18 protein-coding genes are annotated in these 20,806 nt (G+C 69.3%); 13 read left to right on the plus strand and 5 right to left on the minus strand.

The genetic code is table 11. The features are described from left to right. Positions 1-110: 110 nt before the first annotated feature. Entirely contained in the window at positions 111-836 is a 726-nt protein-coding gene (locus HFGMBDPB_RS13415; protein ID WP_016447358.1) for a response regulator, read from the plus strand. Further along, positions 821-1,999, plus strand: coding sequence for a sensor histidine kinase (locus tag HFGMBDPB_RS13420; protein ID WP_203400221.1), 1,179 nt, complete (start codon positions 821-823; stop codon positions 1,997-1,999). The genes HFGMBDPB_RS13415 and HFGMBDPB_RS13420 overlap by 16 nt, the downstream gene beginning before the upstream one ends. A gap of 26 nt (positions 2,000-2,025) precedes the next feature. On the opposite strand, the gene HFGMBDPB_RS13425 is transcribed toward HFGMBDPB_RS13420, so the two are convergent. After that, positions 2,026-2,679: a TetR/AcrR family transcriptional regulator gene (locus HFGMBDPB_RS13425; protein ID WP_212645569.1), complete on the minus strand. Its 654-nt coding sequence runs from the start codon at positions 2,677-2,679 to the stop codon at positions 2,026-2,028. 45 nt (positions 2,680-2,724) lie between these two features. Here HFGMBDPB_RS13425 and HFGMBDPB_RS13430 point away from each other — a divergent pair, with 45 nt between their 5' ends. After that, the gene (locus HFGMBDPB_RS13430) at positions 2,725-4,419 is read left to right on the plus strand and encodes an acyl-CoA dehydrogenase family protein (protein ID WP_203400220.1); all 1,695 of its coding nucleotides are present in this window, start codon (positions 2,725-2,727) and stop codon (positions 4,417-4,419) included. A 45-nt stretch (positions 4,420-4,464) separates the two neighbouring features. Then, complete coding sequence (locus HFGMBDPB_RS13435) at positions 4,465-5,985, plus strand: class I adenylate-forming enzyme family protein (protein WP_212645570.1); 1,521 nt, start codon at positions 4,465-4,467, stop codon at positions 5,983-5,985. 45 nt (positions 5,986-6,030) lie between these two features. On the opposite strand, the gene HFGMBDPB_RS13440 is transcribed toward HFGMBDPB_RS13435, so the two are convergent. Then, positions 6,031-7,143: a siderophore-interacting protein gene (locus HFGMBDPB_RS13440; protein WP_212645571.1), complete on the minus strand. Its 1,113-nt coding sequence runs from the start codon at positions 7,141-7,143 to the stop codon at positions 6,031-6,033. 107 nt (positions 7,144-7,250) lie between these two features. Continuing rightward, positions 7,251-8,279, minus strand: a complete 1,029-nt coding sequence (locus tag HFGMBDPB_RS13445; RefSeq protein ID WP_046240613.1) for a helix-turn-helix transcriptional regulator — start codon at positions 8,277-8,279, stop codon at positions 7,251-7,253. 135 nt (positions 8,280-8,414) lie between these two features. On the opposite strand from HFGMBDPB_RS13445, the gene HFGMBDPB_RS13450 reads away from it, so the two are divergent. Next, on the plus strand, positions 8,415-9,614 hold the full coding sequence (locus tag HFGMBDPB_RS13450) for a threonine ammonia-lyase (RefSeq protein ID WP_016447351.1): 1,200 nt from the start codon (positions 8,415-8,417) through the stop codon (positions 9,612-9,614). A 90-nt stretch (positions 9,615-9,704) separates the two neighbouring features. Beyond that, the gene (locus HFGMBDPB_RS13455; RefSeq protein ID WP_016447350.1) at positions 9,705-9,854 is read left to right on the plus strand and encodes a hypothetical protein; all 150 of its coding nucleotides are present in this window, start codon (positions 9,705-9,707) and stop codon (positions 9,852-9,854) included. 92 nt (positions 9,855-9,946) lie between these two features. On the opposite strand, the gene HFGMBDPB_RS13460 is transcribed toward HFGMBDPB_RS13455, so the two are convergent. Continuing rightward, complete coding sequence (locus HFGMBDPB_RS13460) at positions 9,947-10,198, minus strand: hypothetical protein (RefSeq protein WP_126311565.1); 252 nt, start codon at positions 10,196-10,198, stop codon at positions 9,947-9,949. Here HFGMBDPB_RS13460 and HFGMBDPB_RS13465 point away from each other — a divergent pair. Next, on the plus strand, positions 10,182-12,047 hold the full coding sequence (locus tag HFGMBDPB_RS13465; RefSeq protein WP_016447349.1) for a phosphoenolpyruvate carboxykinase (GTP): 1,866 nt from the start codon (positions 10,182-10,184) through the stop codon (positions 12,045-12,047). The two genes, HFGMBDPB_RS13460 and HFGMBDPB_RS13465, sit on opposite strands and share 17 nt — an antisense overlap. 294 nt (positions 12,048-12,341) lie before the next feature. On the opposite strand, the gene HFGMBDPB_RS13470 is transcribed toward HFGMBDPB_RS13465, so the two are convergent. Further along, entirely contained in the window at positions 12,342-12,761 is a 420-nt protein-coding gene (locus tag HFGMBDPB_RS13470) for a hypothetical protein (protein ID WP_016447348.1), read from the minus strand. 147 nt (positions 12,762-12,908) lie between these two features. On the opposite strand from HFGMBDPB_RS13470, the gene HFGMBDPB_RS13475 reads away from it, so the two are divergent. The 6 genes from HFGMBDPB_RS13475 (at position 12,909) to HFGMBDPB_RS13500 (ending at position 20,798) form a co-directional block, all read left to right on the plus strand. Next, entirely contained in the window at positions 12,909-13,868 is a 960-nt protein-coding gene (locus HFGMBDPB_RS13475; RefSeq protein WP_016447347.1) for a LysR family transcriptional regulator, read from the plus strand. A gap of 49 nt (positions 13,869-13,917) precedes the next feature. Next, the gene (locus HFGMBDPB_RS13480; protein ID WP_016447346.1) at positions 13,918-14,808 is read left to right on the plus strand and encodes a metallophosphoesterase; all 891 of its coding nucleotides are present in this window, start codon (positions 13,918-13,920) and stop codon (positions 14,806-14,808) included. Positions 14,809-14,871: 63 nt separating this feature from the next. Next, positions 14,872-15,294 carry a universal stress protein gene (locus tag HFGMBDPB_RS13485; RefSeq protein ID WP_016447345.1) on the plus strand — a complete coding sequence of 141 codons (423 nt, stop codon included), beginning with the start codon at positions 14,872-14,874 and terminating at the stop codon, positions 15,292-15,294. Positions 15,295-15,510: 216 nt separating this feature from the next. Then, entirely contained in the window at positions 15,511-19,188 is a 3,678-nt protein-coding gene (locus HFGMBDPB_RS13490) for an IPTL-CTERM sorting domain-containing protein (RefSeq protein ID WP_212645572.1), read from the plus strand. A 171-nt stretch (positions 19,189-19,359) separates the two neighbouring features. Next, complete coding sequence (locus HFGMBDPB_RS13495) at positions 19,360-20,040, plus strand: fumarylacetoacetate hydrolase family protein (protein WP_212645573.1); 681 nt, start codon at positions 19,360-19,362, stop codon at positions 20,038-20,040. Further along, positions 20,037-20,798, plus strand: coding sequence for a fumarylacetoacetate hydrolase family protein (locus HFGMBDPB_RS13500; RefSeq protein ID WP_212645574.1), 762 nt, complete (start codon positions 20,037-20,039; stop codon positions 20,796-20,798). The genes HFGMBDPB_RS13495 and HFGMBDPB_RS13500 overlap by 4 nt, the downstream gene beginning before the upstream one ends. The last annotated feature ends 8 nt before the right edge of the window (positions 20,799-20,806 follow it).

The following is a 20,806-nucleotide window of genomic DNA, read 5'->3' on the forward strand; positions in this document are numbered from 1 at the left end:
TGAACAGCGCCAGCCTTGCGCGCGATTGCAGACTTCGTGGAGCCAATATGGAGGGCTGCGGCTCGCAGGGCATCGCACCATAATGTGCGCTTGGCCCTGCCAGCTTTCCCATGAACTCCACAGCACAGCCAACGGCAACCACCCCCCTCGTGCTCGTCGTCGAAGACGAGCCCGCCATCGCCAGCATCCTGACGGCCTATCTCGAGCGGGACGGGCTGCGTTCGCGCATGGCCTCGGACGGGCAGGAGGCTCTGCAGCTGTTCCGCCAGCTGCGGCCCGATCTGGTGCTGCTGGACATCCACCTGCCCGGCATGGATGGCATCGACGTGCTGCGCGCCATCCGCGATGACAGCCAGACGCCCGTGATCATGGTCACGGCCCTGGCCGATGATGTGGACAAGCTGCTGGCCCTGCGCCTGGGCGCCGACGACTACGTGGTCAAGCCCTTCAATCCGCCCGAGGTCGTGGCCCGCGTGCGCGCCGTGCTGCGCCGCACCCAGGCACGCAAGAACCCGGCGCCCGCGCCCATCCGCGTGGGCCCCATCGAGATCGATACCGAGGCGCACAGCGCCGTGGTCTACGACAACGAGGGCCGCGCCCTGCCGCTGCCCCTGACGCTGACCGAGTTCCGCCTGCTGGCCTGCCTGGCGGCCCAGCCCCGGCGCTGCTTCTCGCGCTCCCACCTGATCGAGCACTGCCTGCCCGAGAGCGATGCGCTGGAGCGCGTCATCGACTCGCACCTGTCCAAGCTGCGCCGCAAGCTGCAGCTGGCCGGCCAGGAAGGCCTGATCGAAACCGTGCGTGGCATCGGCTACCGGCTATGGCCCTGGGACTGAGGCCCAACCGCATCTGGGTGCGCTTCGGCCTGTGGATCACGGCCACCGTGCTCAGCACCATCGCCCTGCTGGCCATCGGCGTGCTGGTGTTCTCCGAGATCCAGTACCGCGACTTCTACAACAGCCTGCCGCCGGCCGTGCAGATCGAGCTGGACGAACTCAACGCCCAGTCGCTGGAGGACAGCCCGCGCGCCATGCAGATCTATGGCCAGTACTGGACGGGCGATCTGCTGTTCGGCGAGAAATGGTCGCTGGTCATCGGCCTGCTGGTGTGCCTGCCCTTCGGACTGGCCGTGGGCTTTTGGGTGTCTCGCCTGGTGACGCGGCCCCTGGCGTCCATGGTCGAGGTGGCCAAGCGCGTGGAGCTGGGCGACTTCAGCGCGCGCGCCCTGCCCGGCAAGGCCCACGGCGAGATGGCCGAGATGGTGGAGGCCTTCAACCGCATGATCGATTCGCTGGAGACGCTGGAGACCGAGCGCCGCGCCACGGCGGCCTCGATCTCGCATGAGCTGCGCACGCCGCTGACGGTGCTGCAGGCGCGACTGCATGCCATCTGCGATGGCGTCATCGCGGCGGACGACACCGAATTGAACACCCTGCTGTCCCAGGTCGAGCACCTGGGCCGGCTGGTGGACGACCTGCACACGCTGTCCATGGCCGATGCAGGCCAGCTCTCGCTGCAAAAGCAGCGCATGGACCTGACCCTGCTGGTGGCCGAGACGCTGGACCAGCTCCACCCCCAGCTGCAGCAGCACGGCATGCAGCTGGACCTGTCCCTGCCCGGCCTCACCGACGAAGGCATGACCGACATCCGCGCCGATGCCGACCGCATGCGCCAGATCCTCTCCAACCTGGTCAGCAACGCCATGCGCCATGCGGCCAGCGGCGCCTGGCTGGGCGTGGCGCTCACGGTGGAGTCCGATATCGAAGGCCGCGCCTGGACCGTGCTGCGCATCAGCGATGCAGGCCCCGGCCTGCCCAGCGAGCTGCGCGCCCATCCCTTCCAGCGCTTTGCCCAGGTGCCCGGCAAGCGCCGCCGCGAGGGTTCTGGCCTGGGCCTGTCCATCGTCAAGGCGCTGACCCTGTCCCAGGGCGGCAGCGTGGAGGCCGACGATTCCGAGCGGGGCGGCGCCCGCTTCACGCTGCGCTTTCCGCGCATCTGATTCTCGGGCCCCTGGGCCCTGAGGGACTACGCAGCCTGCGCCTTGCGCAGCAGCGCATGAATGGCCCAGCCCAGCGGCTCGCGCAGTTGCTGCGGCGTCTGCTGCGGCCCCAGCGCCAGCAGCGACTGCGACACCCAGCCATAGGTCATCATGTGCAGCAGCCGCGCAAGGGGCTGGGCCGGCTCGGGCAGCGGCGGATCGCAGTCCTGCAGCGCCATGGCCCACAGCTGCACATAGGCCTGGTAGTGGCGCCGGAAGGGCTCGGGCGCGGACACCTTGCGCTCGAGCATGAACAGCGCAGCCCACATCGGCGCCTCGCGCGCAATGCCGTCCACCAAGGTGTCCAGCAGCCGGTCCACGCGCGTGGCCGGCGCCATGCCGGCGCATCCCTGCAGCGTCTGCAGTCCCTGGGCATGCAGGGCCTGCACCTGGCGGTGGATGCACATGGCCGCCAGCGTGTCCATGTTGCCGAAGTATTCGTAGAAGGTGCCCAGGCCCACGCCGGCCACGGCCGCCACCTCGCGCACCGTGGTGCGCTCGTAGCCCTGCTCGATCACAAGCCGAACAAAGGCGTCCTGCAGCGCCTGCGAGGTGGCCTGCGCGCGCGATTGCAGGGGGCGGCGCCGCACTTTGGGCGGCTGCGGCTGCTGCCTTGAAACCCGAACACCTTTGCTGGGCATTTTTCCTAGACTTTTGCGTTGAGACCCACGATCACGGAGACACGCATGAGCACCGGCCAGACTTTGCAGACACGGCACACCTGGAACACGCACGACGTCCTGAACCAGGTCGACGAACTCACCGACTTCAACCTGCTGGAGGCCGACCCCGCCCTGGCCGAGGCCCTGCAGCGCAGCGGCGCTGCGCGCCACATCCCTTCGCTGTCGCGCTATGCGCAGCAGCTGGGCGAGCGCGCCACCTGGGAGCTGGCCGAGCAGGCCAACCGCCACACGCCCGAGCTGCACCGCTTCGACGCACGCGGCCGCATCATCGACGCCGTGGAGTTCCACCCGAGCTGGCACACGCTGCTGGGACTATACCGGCAGCAGGGGCTGATCTCCCTGCCCTTCGAGGACAGCAGCGCGGGCCGCTGGAGCGCCTGGGCCGCAGGTTTTTACCTGCACGGCCAGGTCGAACAGGGCACGCTGTGCCCGGCCACCATGACCACGGCCGCCATCCCGCTGCTGCAAAAGGAACCGGCGCTGTGGCAGCAGCTGCAGGGCAAGCTGTTCAGCCACGAATACGATCCGCGCGACCTGCCCGTCGCCGACAAGGCATCGATGTGGCTGGGCATGGGCATGACCGAGAAGCAGGGCGGCTCCGACGTGCGCGCCAACACCACGGTGGCCATGCCGGTGCACGCCGGCGGGCGTGGCGGCGAGTACCTGCTGCGCGGCCACAAGTGGTTCTTCTCGGCCCCCATGTGCGATGCCCACCTGGTGGTGGCGCGCATGGGGGAAGGCGGTGGGCAGGCCTGCTTCTACGTTCCGCGCTGGCGCCCCGACGGCACAAAGAATGCGGTGCGCGTGCAGCGCCTGAAGGACAAGGTCGGCAACCGCAGCAACTCCAGCAGCGAGGTGGAGTTCGAGGACGCCTGGGGCATCCTGATGGGCGAGGAAGGCCGGGGCATTCCCACCATCATCGAGATGGCCACCTACACCCGCCTGAACTGCGTGCTGGGCAGCGCCGCCATCCTGCGCTCGGCCACGGTGCAGGCCCTGGCCTATGCGCGCCGGCGCAGCGTCTTCGGCAAGCGGCTGGCCGAGCAGCCGCTGATGCGCAGCGTGCTTGCCGATCTGGCGCTGGAGAGCGAGGCCGCGCTGCAGATCGCCATGCGCCTGGCCCAGGCCTATGAGCGTGGAGGCGACGAGGGTGATCCGCTGGAACGCGCCTGGAAACGCATCATGACGCCAGCGGCCAAGTTCTGGGTCTGCAAGCGCGGCGTGGAGCTGACGGGCGAGGCCATGGAGGTGCTGGGCGGCAACGGCTATGTGGACACGGGCGTGATGGCGCGCCTGTTCCGCGAGGCGCCCGTGAACTCGATCTGGGAAGGCTCGGGCAACGTCATGTGCCTGGACGTGCTGCGCGCCATCTCGCGCGAGCCCGACGGCACGCAGCTGCTGCTGCAGGACCTGATCGACACGGCGGCGGGCGAGCCCGCGCTTCTGCAGCAGGCGCAGTCGCTGGCCCGGCGCCTGTCCGGCCCGCCTGACCAGCTCGAGGCCCAGGCACGCCGCCTGGTGCAGGACCTGGTGCTGCTGGCCCAGGCCTGCCTGCTGCGCCGCCATGCGCCGCCCGCCATGGCCGACGGCTTCATCGCCACGCGCCTGGGCGCGCAGCAGGGCGCCATGGTGGCGGGCGCCTTCGATCCCGCAGGCCTGGACATTGCCGCCATCCTGCAGCGCGCGCTGCCCGCCTGAAGTGGCCGCCGGCCCACCACACAACAAAGCACAAGGAGACAAGACATGAACCTGCTCGACGCCTTCGACAGCGCCGTGCGCAAGACGCCTGCCAAGGCCTTTCTGCGCGACCGCGGCGCCTCCATCAGCTATGCCGACATGCAGCGGCGCTCGCAGCGCGCGGCCGCCGTCCTCCAGGCCCAGGGCGTGGGCCGGGGCGATACCGTGGCCCTGATGTGCCTGAACACGCCGGGCTTTGTCGAAGCCCTGTTCGGCGCCTGGCGCCTGGGCGCCGCGCTGGTACCCGTCAACCACAAGCTGCAGGCGCCCGAGCTGCAGTACATCCTCGACCACGCGCAGTGCAAGGCCCTGGTGTTTGACGCCGCACTCGCGCCCGTGGTCGCCGCCGCGCCGCACCCCTGCGCCCGCCTTGTGACCGAGGCGCAAGAGGCCGTCCCGGGTGTCCAGGACTGGGACACGCTGGTGGCGGCCGCCAGGCCCCTGGAAGGCGCGGGGCCCGCCGATGGCGACATCGCCCAGGTGCTCTACACCTCGGGCACCACGGGCCGACCCAAGGGCTGCCTGCTGAGCCACCGCGCCGTCACGCTGGCGGCGATCACGGCCGCGCTGGGCCTGTCCATCACGCGCGAGGAACGCACGCTGATGGCCATGCCCATCTGGCACTCCTCGCCGCTCAACAACTGGTTTGGCGGCACGCTGTACATGGGCGGCACCGTGGTGCTGCTGCGCGAGTACCACCCGCAGCATTTCCTGCAGGCCGTGCAGGACGAGGGCGTGACGCTGTACTTCGGCGCCCCCGTCTCCTACTTCGCGCCGCTGCAGATGCTGCCCGACTTTGCCCGCTACGACCTGAGCAGCGTGCGAGCCTGGGTCTACGGCGGCGGCCCCATAGGCGCCGACATGGCGCGCAAGCTGGCCACGGCCTACCGCAGCGACCGCTTCTACCAGGTCTACGGCATGACCGAGACCGGCCCCACGGGCACCACGCTCTACCCCGAGGAGCAGGTGGAGCGGGCAGGCTCCATCGGCCGCGTGGCCCTGCCCGGCGTGGACATGCGCGTGGTGCGCGACAACGGCGAGGATGCCGGCCCGGGCGATACCGGCGAGATCTGGCTGCGCACCGGCAGCGTGATGGACGGCTACCTGCACGACGCCCAGGCCACGGCCGCCGCCTTCGCGCCCGGCGGCTGGTACCGCACGGGCGATCTTGCGCGCCTGGACGACGCGGGCTATCTCTTCATCGTGGACCGGACCAAGGACATGGTCATCACGGGTGGCGAGAACGTTTATTCCAAGGAGGTGGAGGATGCGATCTCGGCCCATCCCCAGGTCGCCGACGTCGCCGTCGTGGGCCGGCCCCACCCCGAATGGGGCGAGACCGTCATCGCCCATGTGGTGCTGCGCGGCGAGACCGCGCCCGATACCGAGGCGCTGCAGCAATTCCTGGCCGACAGGCTGGCACGCTACAAGATCCCGCGTGAATTCGTCTTTGCGGCCAGCCTGCCGCGCACGCCCACAGGCAAGCTGCAGAAGTTTCTGCTGCGTCAGGAGCGCAGCGCCCCCTGAGGCGCCGGCCCCCTGCGTGGCCTGCTTCGCGACCTGCTTCGCGGCCTACTTCGCGGCCTTGAAATCCGACTCGCTCATGCCGCGCCGCCAATAGGCCACGACCAGCTGCTCGTGCTTTTCCAGCCCGCGCTCCTCGCGCGCCCACTGGCGCACGGCCTGGGCGGTGTCGAACTCGCCAGCGGCCCAGACGAAGCGGCTGGCGGGATGACCGGCCAACGCATCCGGCCAGCGCACGGCGCGCAGCGCGTCGATCAGCAGCGTGGTGGTGCCGGCCTCGGCAGCGCCGCGGTGCAGCCAGTGCCATTGCAGGCCTGCGGGCGCCTGCACGGGCTGCTCGTCCTGCGGGCCCTGGACTTCGGCGAAGACATGGCCGCGCGTGTGCGCGGGCAGGGCGGCCGCAATGCGCAGCATGGCCGGCAGGCCGGTGTCGTCGCCGGCCAGCAGCATCCAGTCGGCCGGGGTGGCCGTGCGCCCGCCGGGGCCGGTCATGCCGATGCGCTGGCCCGGCTGGGCGCGCGCGGCCCAGGCCGACCCGGGGCCGGCGTCCTCGTGCAGCACGAAGTCCACGTCGATCCATCCGTTGGCGCCGTCTTGGGCCATTCCCATCGCACGCATGGTGTACGTGCGCATGTCCAGGCGCATGTCACCCTCGGGCAGGCGCAGCAGGCCGCTGGCCGACAGCGTGGGCCATTCGGGCTCGGTCACGCCGGGCTGGGGGAACAGCAGCTTGACGTGGATGTGGGTGTCCTGCGCATAGCGCGCCATGTCGTCGCAGGCAAAGCGCACGCGGCGCATGTGCGGCGTGAGATCGCGCACGGCCAGCACCCGCAGCTCGCGGAAGGCCGGCGGGCGCTGCAGCGCGGCGCCGTCACCCTCCCAGGCCAGGGAGCCGTCGGCGGCGCCCGTGGCCTCCAGCAGCAGGTGGGCCAGCATGAGCTTCATGTCCTGCAGCAGTTCCACGCCGGGCGCGGCCACCTCGGCATGCACCTGCCGGCCCTCCAGCCACAGCTGGCCCCGGCCGCCTTCGTAGTCGGCCACCCAGCGCGAGCCTTCGCGGCGCACGGTGATGTCGTGCTCCTGCATGTGCCCGACGATGGCGGCAATGGCTTCGTCGGGCCTGTCCATGTGCACCGAGGTGCGCGCCTGCAGCTGTGTCATTCGCGTATGTCCTTTCTTTTGCCAGATTGCAGCACCGCCTGGCGCAAGCAGGCTTTGCGGCAGGCCTGCCGATGTTTGCGCCACGCGCCAAAGACGCCCGCCGGGCGTCAGACCCGGGCACGCACCAGCTTGGGAGAGATGCCGAAGCGGCGCTTGAAGGCCGTGGAAAAGTTGGCCGCGCTGGAATAGCCGGCCCCATGTGCGACCTCGGCCACGCTGCAGCCCGTCTGCTCCAGCGCGGCCCAGGCGCGCGCCAGCCGCTGCTCGCGCCGGTACTCGTCGATGCTGGAGCCATAGGCCAGGCGGAACTGGCGCTGCAGCGCACTGGCGCTCAGGCCCACTTCGCGTGCGATCTCGGCCAGCGTGCGGCAGCCGTCGCCGCCGCTGTCCAGCAGGGCCTTGAGGCGCGCCATGCGCCGGTGCTCGCGTACGCCCAGCACGCCCGGCACGGTCTGCGCCGGATCGGGCTCGGGCGCCTCGAGGGACTGCACGGCCTCGTGCACCAGCTCCAGCGTGCGGCTGGCCAGCAGCAAGGGCGCCGAGCCCTCGCGTGCCAGCTGGATGATCTGCTCGGCCACCGCCACGGCGCGCGGCGAGGGCTGCCAGGGCCGTATGGCCAGCAATTGCTGCTCCATCCAGTGCTGCAGCAGCGGCGGCGCCGCCATGGGCAGGGTCTGTGCGGCAAACCACTGCGGCTGCACGGTGATGCTGAGCTTGCGCTCGAACTTTCCGCGCCGCCACTGCCGCATGAACATGTCGCCGGGCCGCGTGTGGATGACGGCCCCGCAGGCCTGCACATGGGCACCGGCGGCGCTGGCGGGCGCCACCTGCAGCTGCAGGCCCTGGTTGCCGAAGGCCACGTCCACGCACCCCTCCAGCAGCACGACCATGTGCAGGCCCGGCACGGCCGGCGAACGCGTGCTCATGGTGCGCAGGTCGCGGGCTTCCACGCCATGCAGCCACAGGCCGGGCTGGACCTGCCAGGCCTGCAGGTGCCCGGCCAGCAGCGCATCCTGTGCCGTGACCTCGGCATCGAGGATGCGGTAGTCGGGCCCGCTGAAGTCACAGGCACGCAGCGTGCCCCGCCCCAGCCAGCGCGGAGGGCGTGCAGGTGTTTGGACAGAGGAGAAAGCCATGGCCAGCCGGAGCGGTGCGCGCCCCACAGACAAGAATGATTCTTATTTTATGAAAGCCCCCTGCACCACGCTGGCTGCGGGGAATCCATTGCATGGCCTGGCGCGCGCAGGCCCGCGTGTGCGCCACAATGCGCCATGCTCAGCCTCCAAGACATCCAGAACGCCGCCGGCCGCCTGCGCGGCGCAGTGCTCGAAACGCCCTGCGTGGAATCGCGCACGCTGTCCCAGATCACGGGCGCGCAGGTGTATCTCAAGTTCGAGAACCTGCAGTTCACGGCCTCGTTCAAGGAACGCGGCGCCCTCAACAAGCTGGCCCAGCTCTCGCCCGAGGAGCGCGCACGCGGCGTGGTCGCCATGAGCGCCGGCAACCATGCACAGGGCGTGGCCTACCACGCGCAGCGCCTGGGGGTGCGTGCCGTCATCGTCATGCCGCGCTTCACGCCGGGGGTGAAGGTGGAGCGCACGCGCGGCTTCGGCGCCGAGGTCGTGCTGCACGGCGACTCCCTGGCCGAGGCGCGCCAGCACGCCTACGCGCTGGCCGAGCAGCAGGGCCTGTGCTTTGTCCATCCCTATGACGACGAGCAGATCGCGGCGGGCCAGGGCACGCTGGCGCTGGAAATGCTGGCCGAGCAGCCGGATCTGGACCTGCTGGTCGTGGCCATTGGCGGCGGCGGCCTGATCGCGGGCGTGGCCACGGCGGCCAAGGGGCTGAACCCGGACATCGAAATCATCGGCGTGCAGACCCAGCGCTTTCCGTCCATGTTCAATGCCGTGCGCCAGGCCGAGCTGCCGATGGGCACCTCGACCATCGCCGAAGGCATTGCCGTCACCCAGCCCGGCGCGATCACGCAGGAAGTCGTGGCACGCCTGGTGGACGACATGCTGCTGGTCGATGAGGGCGATATCGAGCAGGCCGTGCTCATGCTGCTGGAGATCGAGAAGACCCTGGTCGAGGGCGCGGGCGCCGCAGGCCTGGCCGCGCTGCTGCGCCATCCGCAGCGCTTTGCGGGCAAGAAGGTGGGAATGATCCTGTCGGGCGGCAATATCGATCCGCTGCTGCTGGCAGCCATCATCGGGCGCGGCATGGTGCGCTCCGGGCGGCTGGCGCGCATCAAGGTCAGCGCGCGCGACGTGCCCGGCGTGCTGGCGCGCATCACGGCCACGGTGGCTGCAGCGGGCGCCAATATCGAGGAAGTCCACCACCAGCGCGCCTTCACCATGCTGGCCGCGCAGAGCGTGGAAATCGAGCTGGTGCTGCAGACGCGCAACAAGGCCCATATCGACGAGGTCATAGCCGCCCTTCAGGCCGAAGGCATGCAGGTCAATGCCGTCTAGCAGGCCCGGTGTCATGGCTTTCCCCGAAGGCGCCAGGGGACAGGCCTGCCTAGAATCAGGCATCCCCATTGGCAAGCCAGGAGCTTTTGCATGACGCACGATCCCGCAGCGCACCACGGCGAGCAGCCGGCCCCCGAAGACGCCACCGAGGCCGTCGTCCCCTACATGCCTGTCATCCTGCCCCTGGCAGGCGCCGTGCTGATGTTTCTGCTGGCCTTCATTGCCGTCAACATGGCCTGATTCCGGCCCTCCTGCCCCTGCACCAGGCCCCGCTTTGCGGGGCTTTTTGCTTGCCTTTTCAACAGGCAATTTCATCGCTCATATTGCATACTTCAATGCATAGAATGCATAGTTTTTGCCATTCGTTTGCTGACAAATTCGTGACCGCTCCCTAGAATCGAATCCCCAGCCGGTGCGCCGCCAGCTTCCGCCAGCGCCGCTTCGCCGCCCAGAGAAGAGCTTCCTTCGCGCGCCGACTGAACGAGAGCCCGTTTCTCAAAGTTGGCGCGGTGCAGCAGGCGCGTCCCCTTTGAAAAACTGGTTTTTTCAATTGAAGGAAGCTCCGCGATGAACGCACCCGTCATGCAAGGCCTGAACATCCAGGCCCCCGCCTATGTCAAGAACAGCCGCCTGATCGCCTGGGTGGCCGAGATGGCCGCACTGTGCAAGCCCGCCAAAATCCATTGGTGCGATGGCTCGCAGGAGGAATACGAGCAGCTGTGCCAGCAGCTCGTCGATGCCGGCACCTTCAAGAAGCTCGATCCCGTCAAGCGCCCCGGCAGCTACCTGGCCTGGTCCGATCCGTCCGATGTGGCGCGCGTCGAGGACCGCACCTACATCTGCTCGGCCAACAAGGAAGACGCAGGCCCGACCAACAACTGGATGGCCCCGAACGAGATGCGCGCCACGCTGCAGCCGCTGTTCGACGGCTGCATGGCCGGCCGCACCATGTATGTGGTGCCTTTCTCCATGGGCCCGCTGGGCTCGCCCATCGCCCACGTGGGCGTGGAGCTGTCCGACAGCGCCTATGTGGCCGTCAACATGAAGATCATGACCCGCATGGGCCGTGCCGTGTATGACGTGATCGGCGTGGAAGGCGAGTTCGTGCCCTGCGTGCACACCGTGGGCGCGCCCCTGGCCGAAGGCGAGAAGGACCAGACCAGCTGGCCCTGCAACAAGACCAAGTACATCGTCCACTACCCCGAGACGCGCGAAATCTGGAGCTATGGCTCGGGCTACGGCGGCAACGCCCTGCTGGGCAAGAAGTGCTTTGCGCTGCGCATCGCCTCCACCATGGGCCGCGACCAGGGCTGGCTGGCCGAGCACATGCTCATCCTGGGCGTGACCAACCCCGAAGGCAAGAAGTACCACGTGGCTGCGGCCTTCCCCAGCGCCTGCGGCAAGACCAACTTCTCCATGCTGGTGCCGCCCAAGGTCTTCGAAGGCTGGAAGGTCACCACCATCGGCGACGACATCGCCTGGATCAAGCCCCAGGCCGACGGCTCGCTGCGCGCGATCAACCCCGAAGCCGGCTATTTCGGCGTGGCCCCGGGCACGAATTACCACACCAACCCCAACTGCATGGCCAGCCTCGACAAGAACGTGATCTTCACGAACGTCGCGCTGACCGACGACAACGACGTGTGGTGGGAAGGCATGGACAAGGACACCGGCAAGCTGCCCGATCACCTGATCGACTGGCAAGGCAAGGACTGGACGCCCCAGATCGCCCGCGAGACCGGCGCCAAGGCCGCCCACCCCAACGCCCGCTTCACCGTGGCCGCGACCAACAACCCCGCGCTGGACGAAGCCTGGGACGATCCCAAGGGCGTGAAGATCGACGCCATCATCTTCGGCGGCCGCCGCTCCACCACCGTGCCGCTGGTGACCGAGGCCCGCAACTGGACCGAAGGCGTCTACATGGCCGCCACCATGGGCTCGGAAACCACGGCCGCCGCCTTCGGCGCCCAGGGCGTGGTGCGCCGCGACCCCTTCGCCATGTTGCCGTTTGCCGGCTACAACATGAGCGACTACTTCCAGCACTGGCTTACGCTGGGCGCCAAGATCCAGGCCCAGGGCGCGGCCCTGCCCAAGATCTTCACCACCAACTGGTTCCGCAAGAACGCCGACGGCAAGTTCGTCTGGCCCGGCTACGGCGAGAACATGCGCGTGCTCAAGTGGATGATCGACCGCCTCGAAGGCCAGGCACAGGGCGAGCAGACCGCCTTCGGCATTGCGCCCCAGTACGCCGAGATCAACTGGACCGGCCTGGACTTCTCCGCCGACCAGTTCGCCAGCGTGACCAGCATCGACAAGGCCGCCTGGGCCGAGGAAATGCAGCTGCACACCGAGCACTTCGACAAGCTGGCCCACAAGCTGCCCCAGGAGCTGCTGGTGACCAAGGCCGAACTGGAAAAGCGCCTGGGCACATAAAGCTCCCCCTGAGCGGCTACGCCGCTTCCCCCTCTCGCTTCGCGGGGGGGACGGCACCCTCGGTGCGGGGCGGCCCTTCCTCGGTGCCCCTTGCTTTGGGCAGCGCCCGTTTCATGGACTGTGGAAGATGCACAGAACAATGAATCCCTGAGTAGCTCTCGACCCATGGAAAAAGCCTCGCAGTGCGAGGCTTTTTTTGTGGCGTTTCAACGACGCCCCCAGACAACAAAAAAGCCGCGCCTTGTGGGCAGCGGCTTTTTTTGGAGGAGCGCCGCAAGGCGCCCCAGGCAGAGATCAGCTACCTTGCCTATCCATGGCGCGGGCCAGGTCGGCCATCAGGCGGGCGTCCTGCAGGGCGGCGTTCCAGATGCGCTCGTCAGCGGCGGCCTGCTGGCGGCTCTCGGTCCAGGCGCGGTAGCCGGCACGGGCCATCATGGCGGCGCGGCGGGCGGGGGCGGAGAACAGGGCCAGGCCCATGAAGGCGGCAACCCACAGCACGACCCAGGCGCCCAGCATGTGGCCGTCGGTCCAGTTGTGGGCGACCTCGTTGACCACCACCATCAGCGCGGCCACCAGGGCAGCGAGCAGCAGGGCGCTGGCGCCGCGCTTGCCGGAGAAACGCTTGACGGCGCTCTTGCGGTCGTCGGCGGCTTGATAGACATGCACCACACCAGGGTGCTCGACACAGTAGGAGTTGTAAATGAAGTTGCTCATGGCAGATAAACCCAGTTAAATGGCCGCTTTTGACGGCGTGGCGGGCGACTAGGGGTAACTATAGGGTTTACCCTAGAGTTCTTCAAATTTATATCTTGAATCTGTAGCATTCACACCAGTGATGACTCAGCGCTCGCTGCCACGGCCATGTCCGCCCTGAACTTCCGCACACTGGATCTGAACCTGCTGCGCGTCTTTGACGAGGTGATGGCGGAGCGCAGCCTCACGCGGGCGGCCCACAAGCTGGCCATCACCCAGCCGGCCGTGAGCAATGCGCTGCGGCGCCTGCGCGAGGCGCTGGGCGACGAGCTCCTGGTGCGCCAGGGCCAGGGCGTGGAGCCCACGCCGCGCGCGCTGGCGCTGTGGCCCGTGATCCGCGAGGCGCTGCAGCAGCTGCAGGACACGCTGACGCCAGGCGAATTCCACCCATCCACCGCCACCGCCACCTTTGTGCTGGCCATGGCCGACGCCACGGCCGCCACGCTGATTCCTCCCATGTTCAGCCTGCTGGAGCGCGAGGCGCCCGGCATCGGCATCCGCGTGCTGCCGCTGACCACGCGCGACCCGCGCGGCCTGCTGGAGGCCGGCGAGGCCGACATGGCCGTGGGCTACTTCCCCGCCGCGCTGGCCGACCTGACGGCGCGCGCGCAGTCGGGCGCCCTGGTGGCCTTCGACAGCCGGCGCCTGTATGAAGGCGAGTACCTGTGCGTGATGCGCCAGGGCCATCCGCTGGCCGATGTGCCGCTGACGCTGGACAACTACTGCGCGGCGCGCCACATGCTGGTGAGCTTCTCGGGCCGCTCCTTCGGCTTCATCGACGAGGCCCTGGCCTCGCTGGGCCGCACTCGCCAGGTGGTGCTCACCGTCAACCAGTTCTTCACGGCCGGGCGCGTGGTCATGACCTCCAACCTGCTGACCATCCTGCCGCGCCACTTCGTGCCCGTGACCGGCATGGCCGACAAGCTGGTGCTGCGCGAGCTGCCCTTCGACGTGCAGCCCGTGCACGTGGACGCGCTGTGGCGCCGGCGCGGCCAGCATCCTCAGGCCTACGACTGGCTGCTGCGCACGCTCACGCGCTCTGCAGAGGCGACCTTCCCGCACACCTGAGCGCCGTTTGCGGGGCGCCCGCGCCAGCGCAGGTTCTACACTTGGCCGCATGAAGATCCAGCTGCTGTCCGACCTGCACCTCGAGGCCCATCCGCATTTCACCGCAGAGCCCGCACCCGATGCCGACGTGCTGGTGCTGGCCGGCGACATAGGCTCCTACCAGAGCGGCAGCCTGCTGCCGGGCCAGGATTTCGGGCTGGAGCGCTTCTCTCCCCTGCCCCAGTACGCGGGCTGGCCCTGCCCCGTGATCTTCGTGCCGGGCAACCATGAGTACGACATGCAGGACTTCGACGCCGCCCACGCCCGCCTGCGTGCCACCTGCGAGCGCATGGGCATGGTCTGGCTGGAGCGCGAGACGGCCGTGCTGGACGGCGTGCGCTTCGTGGGCACCACGCTGTGGAGCGACTACGACGCCATGTCCATGCATGAAGGCGTGACCGATCTGGCCCGGCTGCTCAAACTGCGCGAGAAGGCCTTTCGCGCCGCCAATTTCTACCTGCAAAAGACCGGCGGCACGCGCGACGGCGAGCCCTTCCTGGCCGAGCCCATGCGCGAGCAGTCGCTGGTCTGCCAGCAATGGCTGCGCCAGGCGCTGGCCAGGCCCTTCGATGGCCCCACGGTGGCCGTCACGCATTTCGCGCCCAGCCTGCGCAGCGCCGACCCGCGCTACGGCCTGGTGCCGGGCACGGCCGGCTTTTGCAACGTGCTGGATGAACTGCTGCCCTTTGCCGATCTGTGGCTGCACGGCCACCTGCATTCGCCCAGCGACTATGTGGCCGAGGGCCTGCGCGGCGATGGCAGCGCCTGGCGCTGCCGCGTGGTGGCCAACCCGCTGGGCTACGCGCGCAAGGGCGAGCAGGAGGGGTTTTCGCCGCGCTCTACCATCGAGTTGCCGGTGCATGCGACCGCAGGGGCGGCAGAGGCACCGGCCCGTGCTTGACCTGGATCAAGCACTCCACCCCGGCTTGGGCTTAGTCTCGGGCCATACCCAAGGAGGACCTTCATGAACATCCTGCTCGCTGTCGATGGCAGCCCCTACACCCAGAAGATGCTGGCCTACCTGACCTCGCACCCGGAGATCCTGGGTTCGGCCCACAGCTACAGCGCCATCACCGTCCAGCCCCAGCTGCCGGCCCGCGCGCGCGCCGCCCTGGGCAAGGACGTGGTGGACGAGTACTACGCCGAGGAGTCGACCAAGGTGCTGGACCCCGTGTGCAGCTACCTGGCCGAGCACGGCGTGCAGGCAGCCCGCCTGAGCAAGGTCGGCCCGATTGCCGACTCCATCATCAAGGCGGCCGAAGAAGGCAAGTTCGACCTTCTGGTCATGGGCACGCATGGCCACGGCACGCTGGGCCGCCTGGTCATGGGCTCGGTCAGCACCCAGGTGCTGGCCGGCAGCCAGGTGCCTGTGCTGCTGATCCGCTGATCGAGCGCGCGATACGCTGCCCCGTGCACACGCAGCGCCCATAACCAGAAAAAGCAAAGCGCGGGCATCACGGCGCAATGAGGCAAGGACGGCTCCCCTGAGGGAGCCGTCTTTTTTTGCATGGTGCCTTCCCACCATCCTGCGGGCCTGCCGTCACCGGGCTGTCACAGCCGCCTCTTACAGTCGCGCGATTTGTCACACAGGGGAATGGTGAGCATGCGCGCGAGTACTTTGGATTGGCGGCACAAGGCGATTGCAACGGCCTGCCTGGCCCTTTGTGGCGCTGCATGGTCCGCGCCCTTCACCCCGGGCAACCTGGTGGCCTACCGCGTGGGCACGGGCACAGGCGCGCTGCCCGTGTTCCTGGATGAGTACCGCGTGGACGGCACCCTGGTGCAATCGCTGCCGCTGTCAGGCGGAGCGACGCCGCTGACGGCCAGCAGCAAGGGCTCGGAAGGCCTGCTCAACCGCTCGGACAATGGCCTGTGCCTGGTGGTTCCCGGCTATGCCGTGGCCACCGGCGGCACCGAGCCCAACGGCGTCACTGCAGCGGCGGCCCCGCGCGCCGTGGCCGTGGTGGGGTTCGACTCCGACGTGAAAAGCCTGCGCGCGCTCGGCACCACGGCCTTCAGCAAGGACACCATCCGCGGTGCAGCCAGCAGCGACTGCGGCGCCGTCTGGGCCAGCGGCAAGGGTACGGCCACGGCCAACAATGGCATCTGGCATGTGGCTGCCGACGGCACGGGCATCTCCCAACTGAACAGCAGCAATGTCCAGGGCCTGGCGGTCGCCGGCGGCCAGTTGATCGCCGCCATCAACGGCGGCTCGCTCAACCAGATCGGCACGAATTTGCCGACCACGGGCATCCAGACGGCCCTGCCCCTGGCGGGCCTGACGCCCTCCACCTACCGCGGCATCGCCTTCCTGCAACTCGATGGCGGCCCCGCCCTGGCGAACACCGTCTACGTGGCGGACAACGATACCGGCGCCATCCGGAAATTCCGCCTCTCGATGGACGGCACCAGCTGGCAGCCCGCAGGCTCCATTGCCGGCCTGTCCAAGGTCCACGGCCTGGCCGCCTTCGATACCGGCGGCGGCAATGTGATGCTGATGGCCACCGACACCACGGGCCGCCTGTACCGCGCCTTCGATCACGGCGGCTACGCCGGCACGCTGTCGGGCACGGCCGAGTCCATCGCCGCGCCGCAGGACGGCGTGTTCTATGGCGTGGCCTGGGCCCCGCTGGAGACCGTGCCGGCGACCGTGCCCGCCGCCCCCTCCAACCTGGCGGCCACCCCAACCGGCAACCGCGTGACGGCCGCCTGGGACGCCGTGCCGGGCGCCGCCTACTACGTGGTGGAGCTGTCGCAGGACAGCTTTGCATCGGTAGCCTCCACGGCCGTGGCCCTGGGCAACAGCCAGGCGCTGGAAGGCCTGCAGCCCGGCAGCTATACGCTGCGCGTGCGCGCCGTCAACGGCCTCGGCGGGAGCACGGCTGCAGTGAGCGTGCCTTTCATGGCCTCGGCCCCGCCGACGGCCTCGCTGCCCGAACTGACCGCGTTTTCCGGCGTGGTCGGCGACGCCAACGACCCGCTGGCCTCGGCAGGCATCGGCTTCACGGTGCAGGATGCGGGGGGCGCTGGCGGCGTACAGGTCACGGCGCGTTCGAGCAACCAGGCCGTGGTGGCCGACGCAGGCCTGGCCGCGTCCAACCAGGCCGGCAACGCCGTGCTCAGGATCACGCCCACGGGCGTGGGCTATGCCGACATCACCGTCACGCTGATCAACGCGGGCGGCGCCTCCGTCAGCCGCACCATCAAGTACGCGGCCTCGGCCAACACCGCGGCCAACACCAGCCCGCGCTGGCTGGCCGGGCGCTCGGACGCATCGACGGCCATCGTCATCGATGCCGCCACCATGCTGGTGGGCGACGACGAGGCGCCCGCCCAGGATGCCTCGGGCAATGCGCTGCCGGCCGGCAACTCCTTCTCGGCCTATGGCCCGGCCGGCGGGCTGCCCATCAAGCCGCTGATGCTGGACAGGACCGCCCTGGGCCTGGCCGATGCCGCCGCCTGCACCGCCCCCGGCCTCACGGGCCTGGACAGCTGCAAGAGCGACGAGGAAATGGACATCGAGGCCAGCTTTGCCCTGGGCAGCCGCGTGTACGTGGCGGGCTCGCACTCCAACAACAAGAGCGGCAAGTCGCGCACCGACCGCTGGCGCCTGGCGGCGATGGATGTGACCGGCTCCGGCGCCTCCACGGCGCTGACCGCCAGTGGCTACTACCGCTGGCTGCGCGAGGACCTGCGCAGCTGGGACGCGGCCGCGCATGACGGCCTTGCCGCCCACTACCTGGGCCTGGTGGCCAGCTCGGACGGCGGCGCCACCAAGGCGCCCGAGGCCGAGACGATGAGCGGTTTTTCCATCGAAGGCATGTCCACCAGCCCCGACGACTCCGCCGCATGGCTGGGCTTTCGCGCGCCGCTGGTGCCGGCGCCGGGCGCGCCCGCCGTCACGGCCGACGACGCCACGGGCCGCACGCATGCGCTGATCGTGCCCGTGACCAACTTCGCGGCCCTGCCTGCGGCCGATGGCGGCAGCAAGGGCAGCGCGTCCATGGGCCAGCCGATCCGCCTGGACCTGGGCGGCCGCGGCATCCGCGAAATCCGCAAGAACGCAGCCGGCGAGTACCTGATCATCGCCGGTCCCTCGGCCAGCGCCACGGGCACCGCGCCGCGCAACTTCCAGCTCTATTCCTGGGACGGCCGCGTGAACAGCGCAGGCCTGGCACTGAACCTGCGCCCGCGCGCTGCCGACCTGGCCGCCATCACCGCGCCCCACACCGCCTGCTCGGCCGAAGGCATAGGCGCCATGCCCGCCAGCCTGGACGCGGGCGGCAGCGTGGACATCCTCAGCGACTGCGGCGATGCCGATTTCTACGGCGATGGCACCGTGGCCAAGGACCTGCCCCATGCAGCCTGGAAAAAGGCGCGCCTGGACAGCCTGGCGGTGCCGGCGCTGTCCACCGTGGCCCTGTCCGCCCAGGCCGTGGACCAGTCATCGGCCGTGGTCCAGGCCATGCCCAGCATGGGCGGCAGCCTGCGCGCCGTGGCCCTGCCCGCCAATGCGCCCGTCCCCAGCTGGGAACAGGTCATGGCCGGCCTGGATGCCGCCGGCCTGCCGGCCCCTGCCAGCAACACGGTCAGCACCGCGGCCAACACGGCCGCCACGCTGTCCTTCACCGGCCTGGACCCCGCCGTGAGCTACCGCGTGCATGCGGTCAACCTGCCGGCCTCGGGCACGGCCAGCGCGCCGGCTGTGCTGGCGCTGAGCAAGCCCGTGCCCATCGGCACGCAGATCGGCACGGGCAGCAACACGGCGGGCGTCAGCAACGGCACGGGCAATGTGGGTGCAGACCAGTGGCAGTTCGCCTCGAACTCGGCAGGCTTTCAGCCTGCGCCCTCGCAAAGCCCGCTGCCGGGCGGCCTGCGCCTGCCCTATGGCAGCCTGAGCTTCGTGCTCATGGGCGGCACGCCGGGCTCCATGGCCACCATCCGCATGGACCTGCCTGAAGCCGCACCCGCCCAGGCCACGCTCTGGAAGTACGGCCCCACGGCCGCCACGCCCACGGCGCACTGGTATGAGCTGGCCGCGTCGGCCTACCGCTTCGCACCCGACCGCCGCTCGGTGAGCTTCGACATCACCGACGGGCAGACGGGCGACAGCGACCTGATCGTCAACGGCGTCATCGTGGACCCCGTGGCGGTGGCCGCGCCTGCGGCCCTGCCGCCCGGCGCCACGGCCACCCCCGTGCCCGGCCTGTCCGCGCTGGCCCAGGCGCTGCTGGCGCTGGCCCTGGGCGGCCTGGCCGCACTGCGCCGCCGCCGCGGCTGACGCCAGCACCGGCCAGCCCCGCCAGCACCGGCAGCGCCCGGTGCCCCTTCAAGCCCCTGCACGGTTCGCCGCGCAGGGGCTTTTTGCTGCGGCCTGGGAAAACCCTGAATCCACCGTGTTGACGGGGCTTGTTGCAAAAACAATAATTACCACGTTAACTAAATCCACACCATGCAGATTCAGCCCTTTCTCCTGGATGACGGCCTTGCGCTGGGCACGGTCTACGGCACGCTGCTCAACCAGCAGGCCACCGTGCAGCGCCTGTCGCCGCAGTTCGACAGCGCGCCCTACAAGGCCGCTCCGCGCGCCCCCGTGCTCTATCTCAAGCCGCGCAATACCTGGGCGCGCGATGGCGCTGCGGTGGCCGTGCCGGCCGATCCCGGCGAGGTCCGCGTCGATGCCAGCATCGGCCTGGTGATCGGCCGCAGCGCCACGCGCGTCAGCGAAGCAACGGCCCTGGACCATGTGGCCGGCTGGCTGATCGCCAGCGACCTCACGCTGCCGCACGAGAACTACTACCGCCCCGCCATCCGCCAGCGCTGCCGCGACGGTTTCTGCCCGCTGGGCGCCCTCGTTCGCGGCACAGGCTTTGACGCACAGGCGGCCACGCTCACGGTGTCCATCAATGGTGAACAGGTCTGGCAGCGCGGCTTTGCCGACCTGGTGCGCCCGCCCGCAAGGCTGCTGGCCGACGTGACCGAATTCATGACGCTGTCGCCCGGCGACGTGCTGCTGCTGGGCCCGGGCGAGGGCGCGCCGCTGGCGCGGCCCGGGGACCGCGTGGTCATCGAGGTGCCCGGCCTGGGCCGGCTCACGCATTTGGTGGTGGCAGAACAGGGAGCAGCAGCATGAAGCACGGACGCGTCATCCTCGAAGGACAGACCCTGCAGGTCACCGAAGGCCCGCACGGACAGGTGCAGTTGCCCGATGGCCGCCTGGTGGCGGAGACCGCCGTGCAGTGGCTGCCGCCGCTGCAGTTCGGCACGGTCTTTGCGCTGGGCCTGAACTATGCGGACCATGCCAAGGAAATCGCCTTCAACAAGGCGCCCGAGGAACCGCTGGTCTTCCTCAAGGGCCCGAACACGCTGAACGGCCACCACGGCCGCACGTACCGGCCCGCCGACGTGACCTACATGCACTTCGAGTGCGAGCTGGGCGTGGTCATAGGCAAGACCTGCCGCAACGTGCGCCGCGAAGACGCCTACGGCGTGGTCGCCGGCTACTGCACGGCCAACGACTACGCCATACGCGACTACCTGGAGAACTTCTACCGGCCCAACCTGCGCGTGAAGAACCGCGACGGCGCCACGCCCGTGGGCCCGTGGTTCGTCGATGCAGCCGATGTGCCCGACCCCATGAACCTGCGCCTGCGCAGCTGGGTCAACGGCGAGCTCAAGCAGGACGGCAGCACGCGCGACATGGTGCATGACATCCCCTCGCTGATCGCCCACCTGTCGGGCTTCATGACGCTGAGCCCCGGCGATCTCATCCTCACCGGCACGCCCGACGGCGTGGCCGACTCCCGCGTGGGCGACGAGATCGTCACCGAGATCGAAGGCCTGGGCCGCCTGGTCAACACCATCGTCGGCGACGCGCCGGCCGCCTCCTGAACCCACCG

Source organism: Delftia sp. PE138, from assembly GCF_018320755.1.
Classification (GTDB): domain Bacteria; phylum Pseudomonadota; class Gammaproteobacteria; order Burkholderiales; family Burkholderiaceae_C; genus Comamonas; species Comamonas tsuruhatensis.

Bases quoted from the DNA above. Each gene is read 5' to 3' on its own strand.
- HFGMBDPB_RS13475 (WP_016447347.1), top strand. From the start codon at position 12,909: ATGTCCGCCCTGAACTTCCGCACACTGGATCTGAACCTGCTGCGCGTC.
- HFGMBDPB_RS13485 (WP_016447345.1), top strand. From the start codon at position 14,872: ATGAACATCCTGCTCGCTGTCGATGGCAGCCCCTACACCCAGAAGATG.
- HFGMBDPB_RS13420 (WP_203400221.1), top strand. From the start codon at position 821: ATGGCCCTGGGACTGAGGCCCAACCGCATCTGGGTGCGCTTCGGCCTG.
- HFGMBDPB_RS13440 (WP_212645571.1), bottom strand. From the start codon at position 7,143: ATGACACAGCTGCAGGCGCGCACCTCGGTGCACATGGACAGGCCCGAC.
- HFGMBDPB_RS13465 (WP_016447349.1), top strand. From the start codon at position 10,182: ATGAACGCACCCGTCATGCAAGGCCTGAACATCCAGGCCCCCGCCTAT.
- HFGMBDPB_RS13460 (WP_126311565.1), bottom strand. From the start codon at position 10,198: ATGACGGGTGCGTTCATCGCGGAGCTTCCTTCAATTGAAAAAACCAGT.
- HFGMBDPB_RS13430 (WP_203400220.1), top strand. From the start codon at position 2,725: ATGAGCACCGGCCAGACTTTGCAGACACGGCACACCTGGAACACGCAC.
- HFGMBDPB_RS13490 (WP_212645572.1), top strand. From the start codon at position 15,511: ATGCGCGCGAGTACTTTGGATTGGCGGCACAAGGCGATTGCAACGGCC.
- HFGMBDPB_RS13425 (WP_212645569.1), bottom strand. From the start codon at position 2,679: ATGCCCAGCAAAGGTGTTCGGGTTTCAAGGCAGCAGCCGCAGCCGCCC.
- HFGMBDPB_RS13480 (WP_016447346.1), top strand. From the start codon at position 13,918: ATGAAGATCCAGCTGCTGTCCGACCTGCACCTCGAGGCCCATCCGCAT.
- HFGMBDPB_RS13435 (WP_212645570.1), top strand. From the start codon at position 4,465: ATGAACCTGCTCGACGCCTTCGACAGCGCCGTGCGCAAGACGCCTGCC.
- HFGMBDPB_RS13455 (WP_016447350.1), top strand. From the start codon at position 9,705: ATGACGCACGATCCCGCAGCGCACCACGGCGAGCAGCCGGCCCCCGAA.
- HFGMBDPB_RS13500 (WP_212645574.1), top strand. From the start codon at position 20,037: ATGAAGCACGGACGCGTCATCCTCGAAGGACAGACCCTGCAGGTCACC.
- HFGMBDPB_RS13415 (WP_016447358.1), top strand. From the start codon at position 111: ATGAACTCCACAGCACAGCCAACGGCAACCACCCCCCTCGTGCTCGTC.
- HFGMBDPB_RS13470 (WP_016447348.1), bottom strand. From the start codon at position 12,761: ATGAGCAACTTCATTTACAACTCCTACTGTGTCGAGCACCCTGGTGTG.
- HFGMBDPB_RS13495 (WP_212645573.1), top strand. From the start codon at position 19,360: ATGCAGATTCAGCCCTTTCTCCTGGATGACGGCCTTGCGCTGGGCACG.
- HFGMBDPB_RS13445 (WP_046240613.1), bottom strand. From the start codon at position 8,279: ATGGCTTTCTCCTCTGTCCAAACACCTGCACGCCCTCCGCGCTGGCTG.
- HFGMBDPB_RS13450 (WP_016447351.1), top strand. From the start codon at position 8,415: ATGCTCAGCCTCCAAGACATCCAGAACGCCGCCGGCCGCCTGCGCGGC.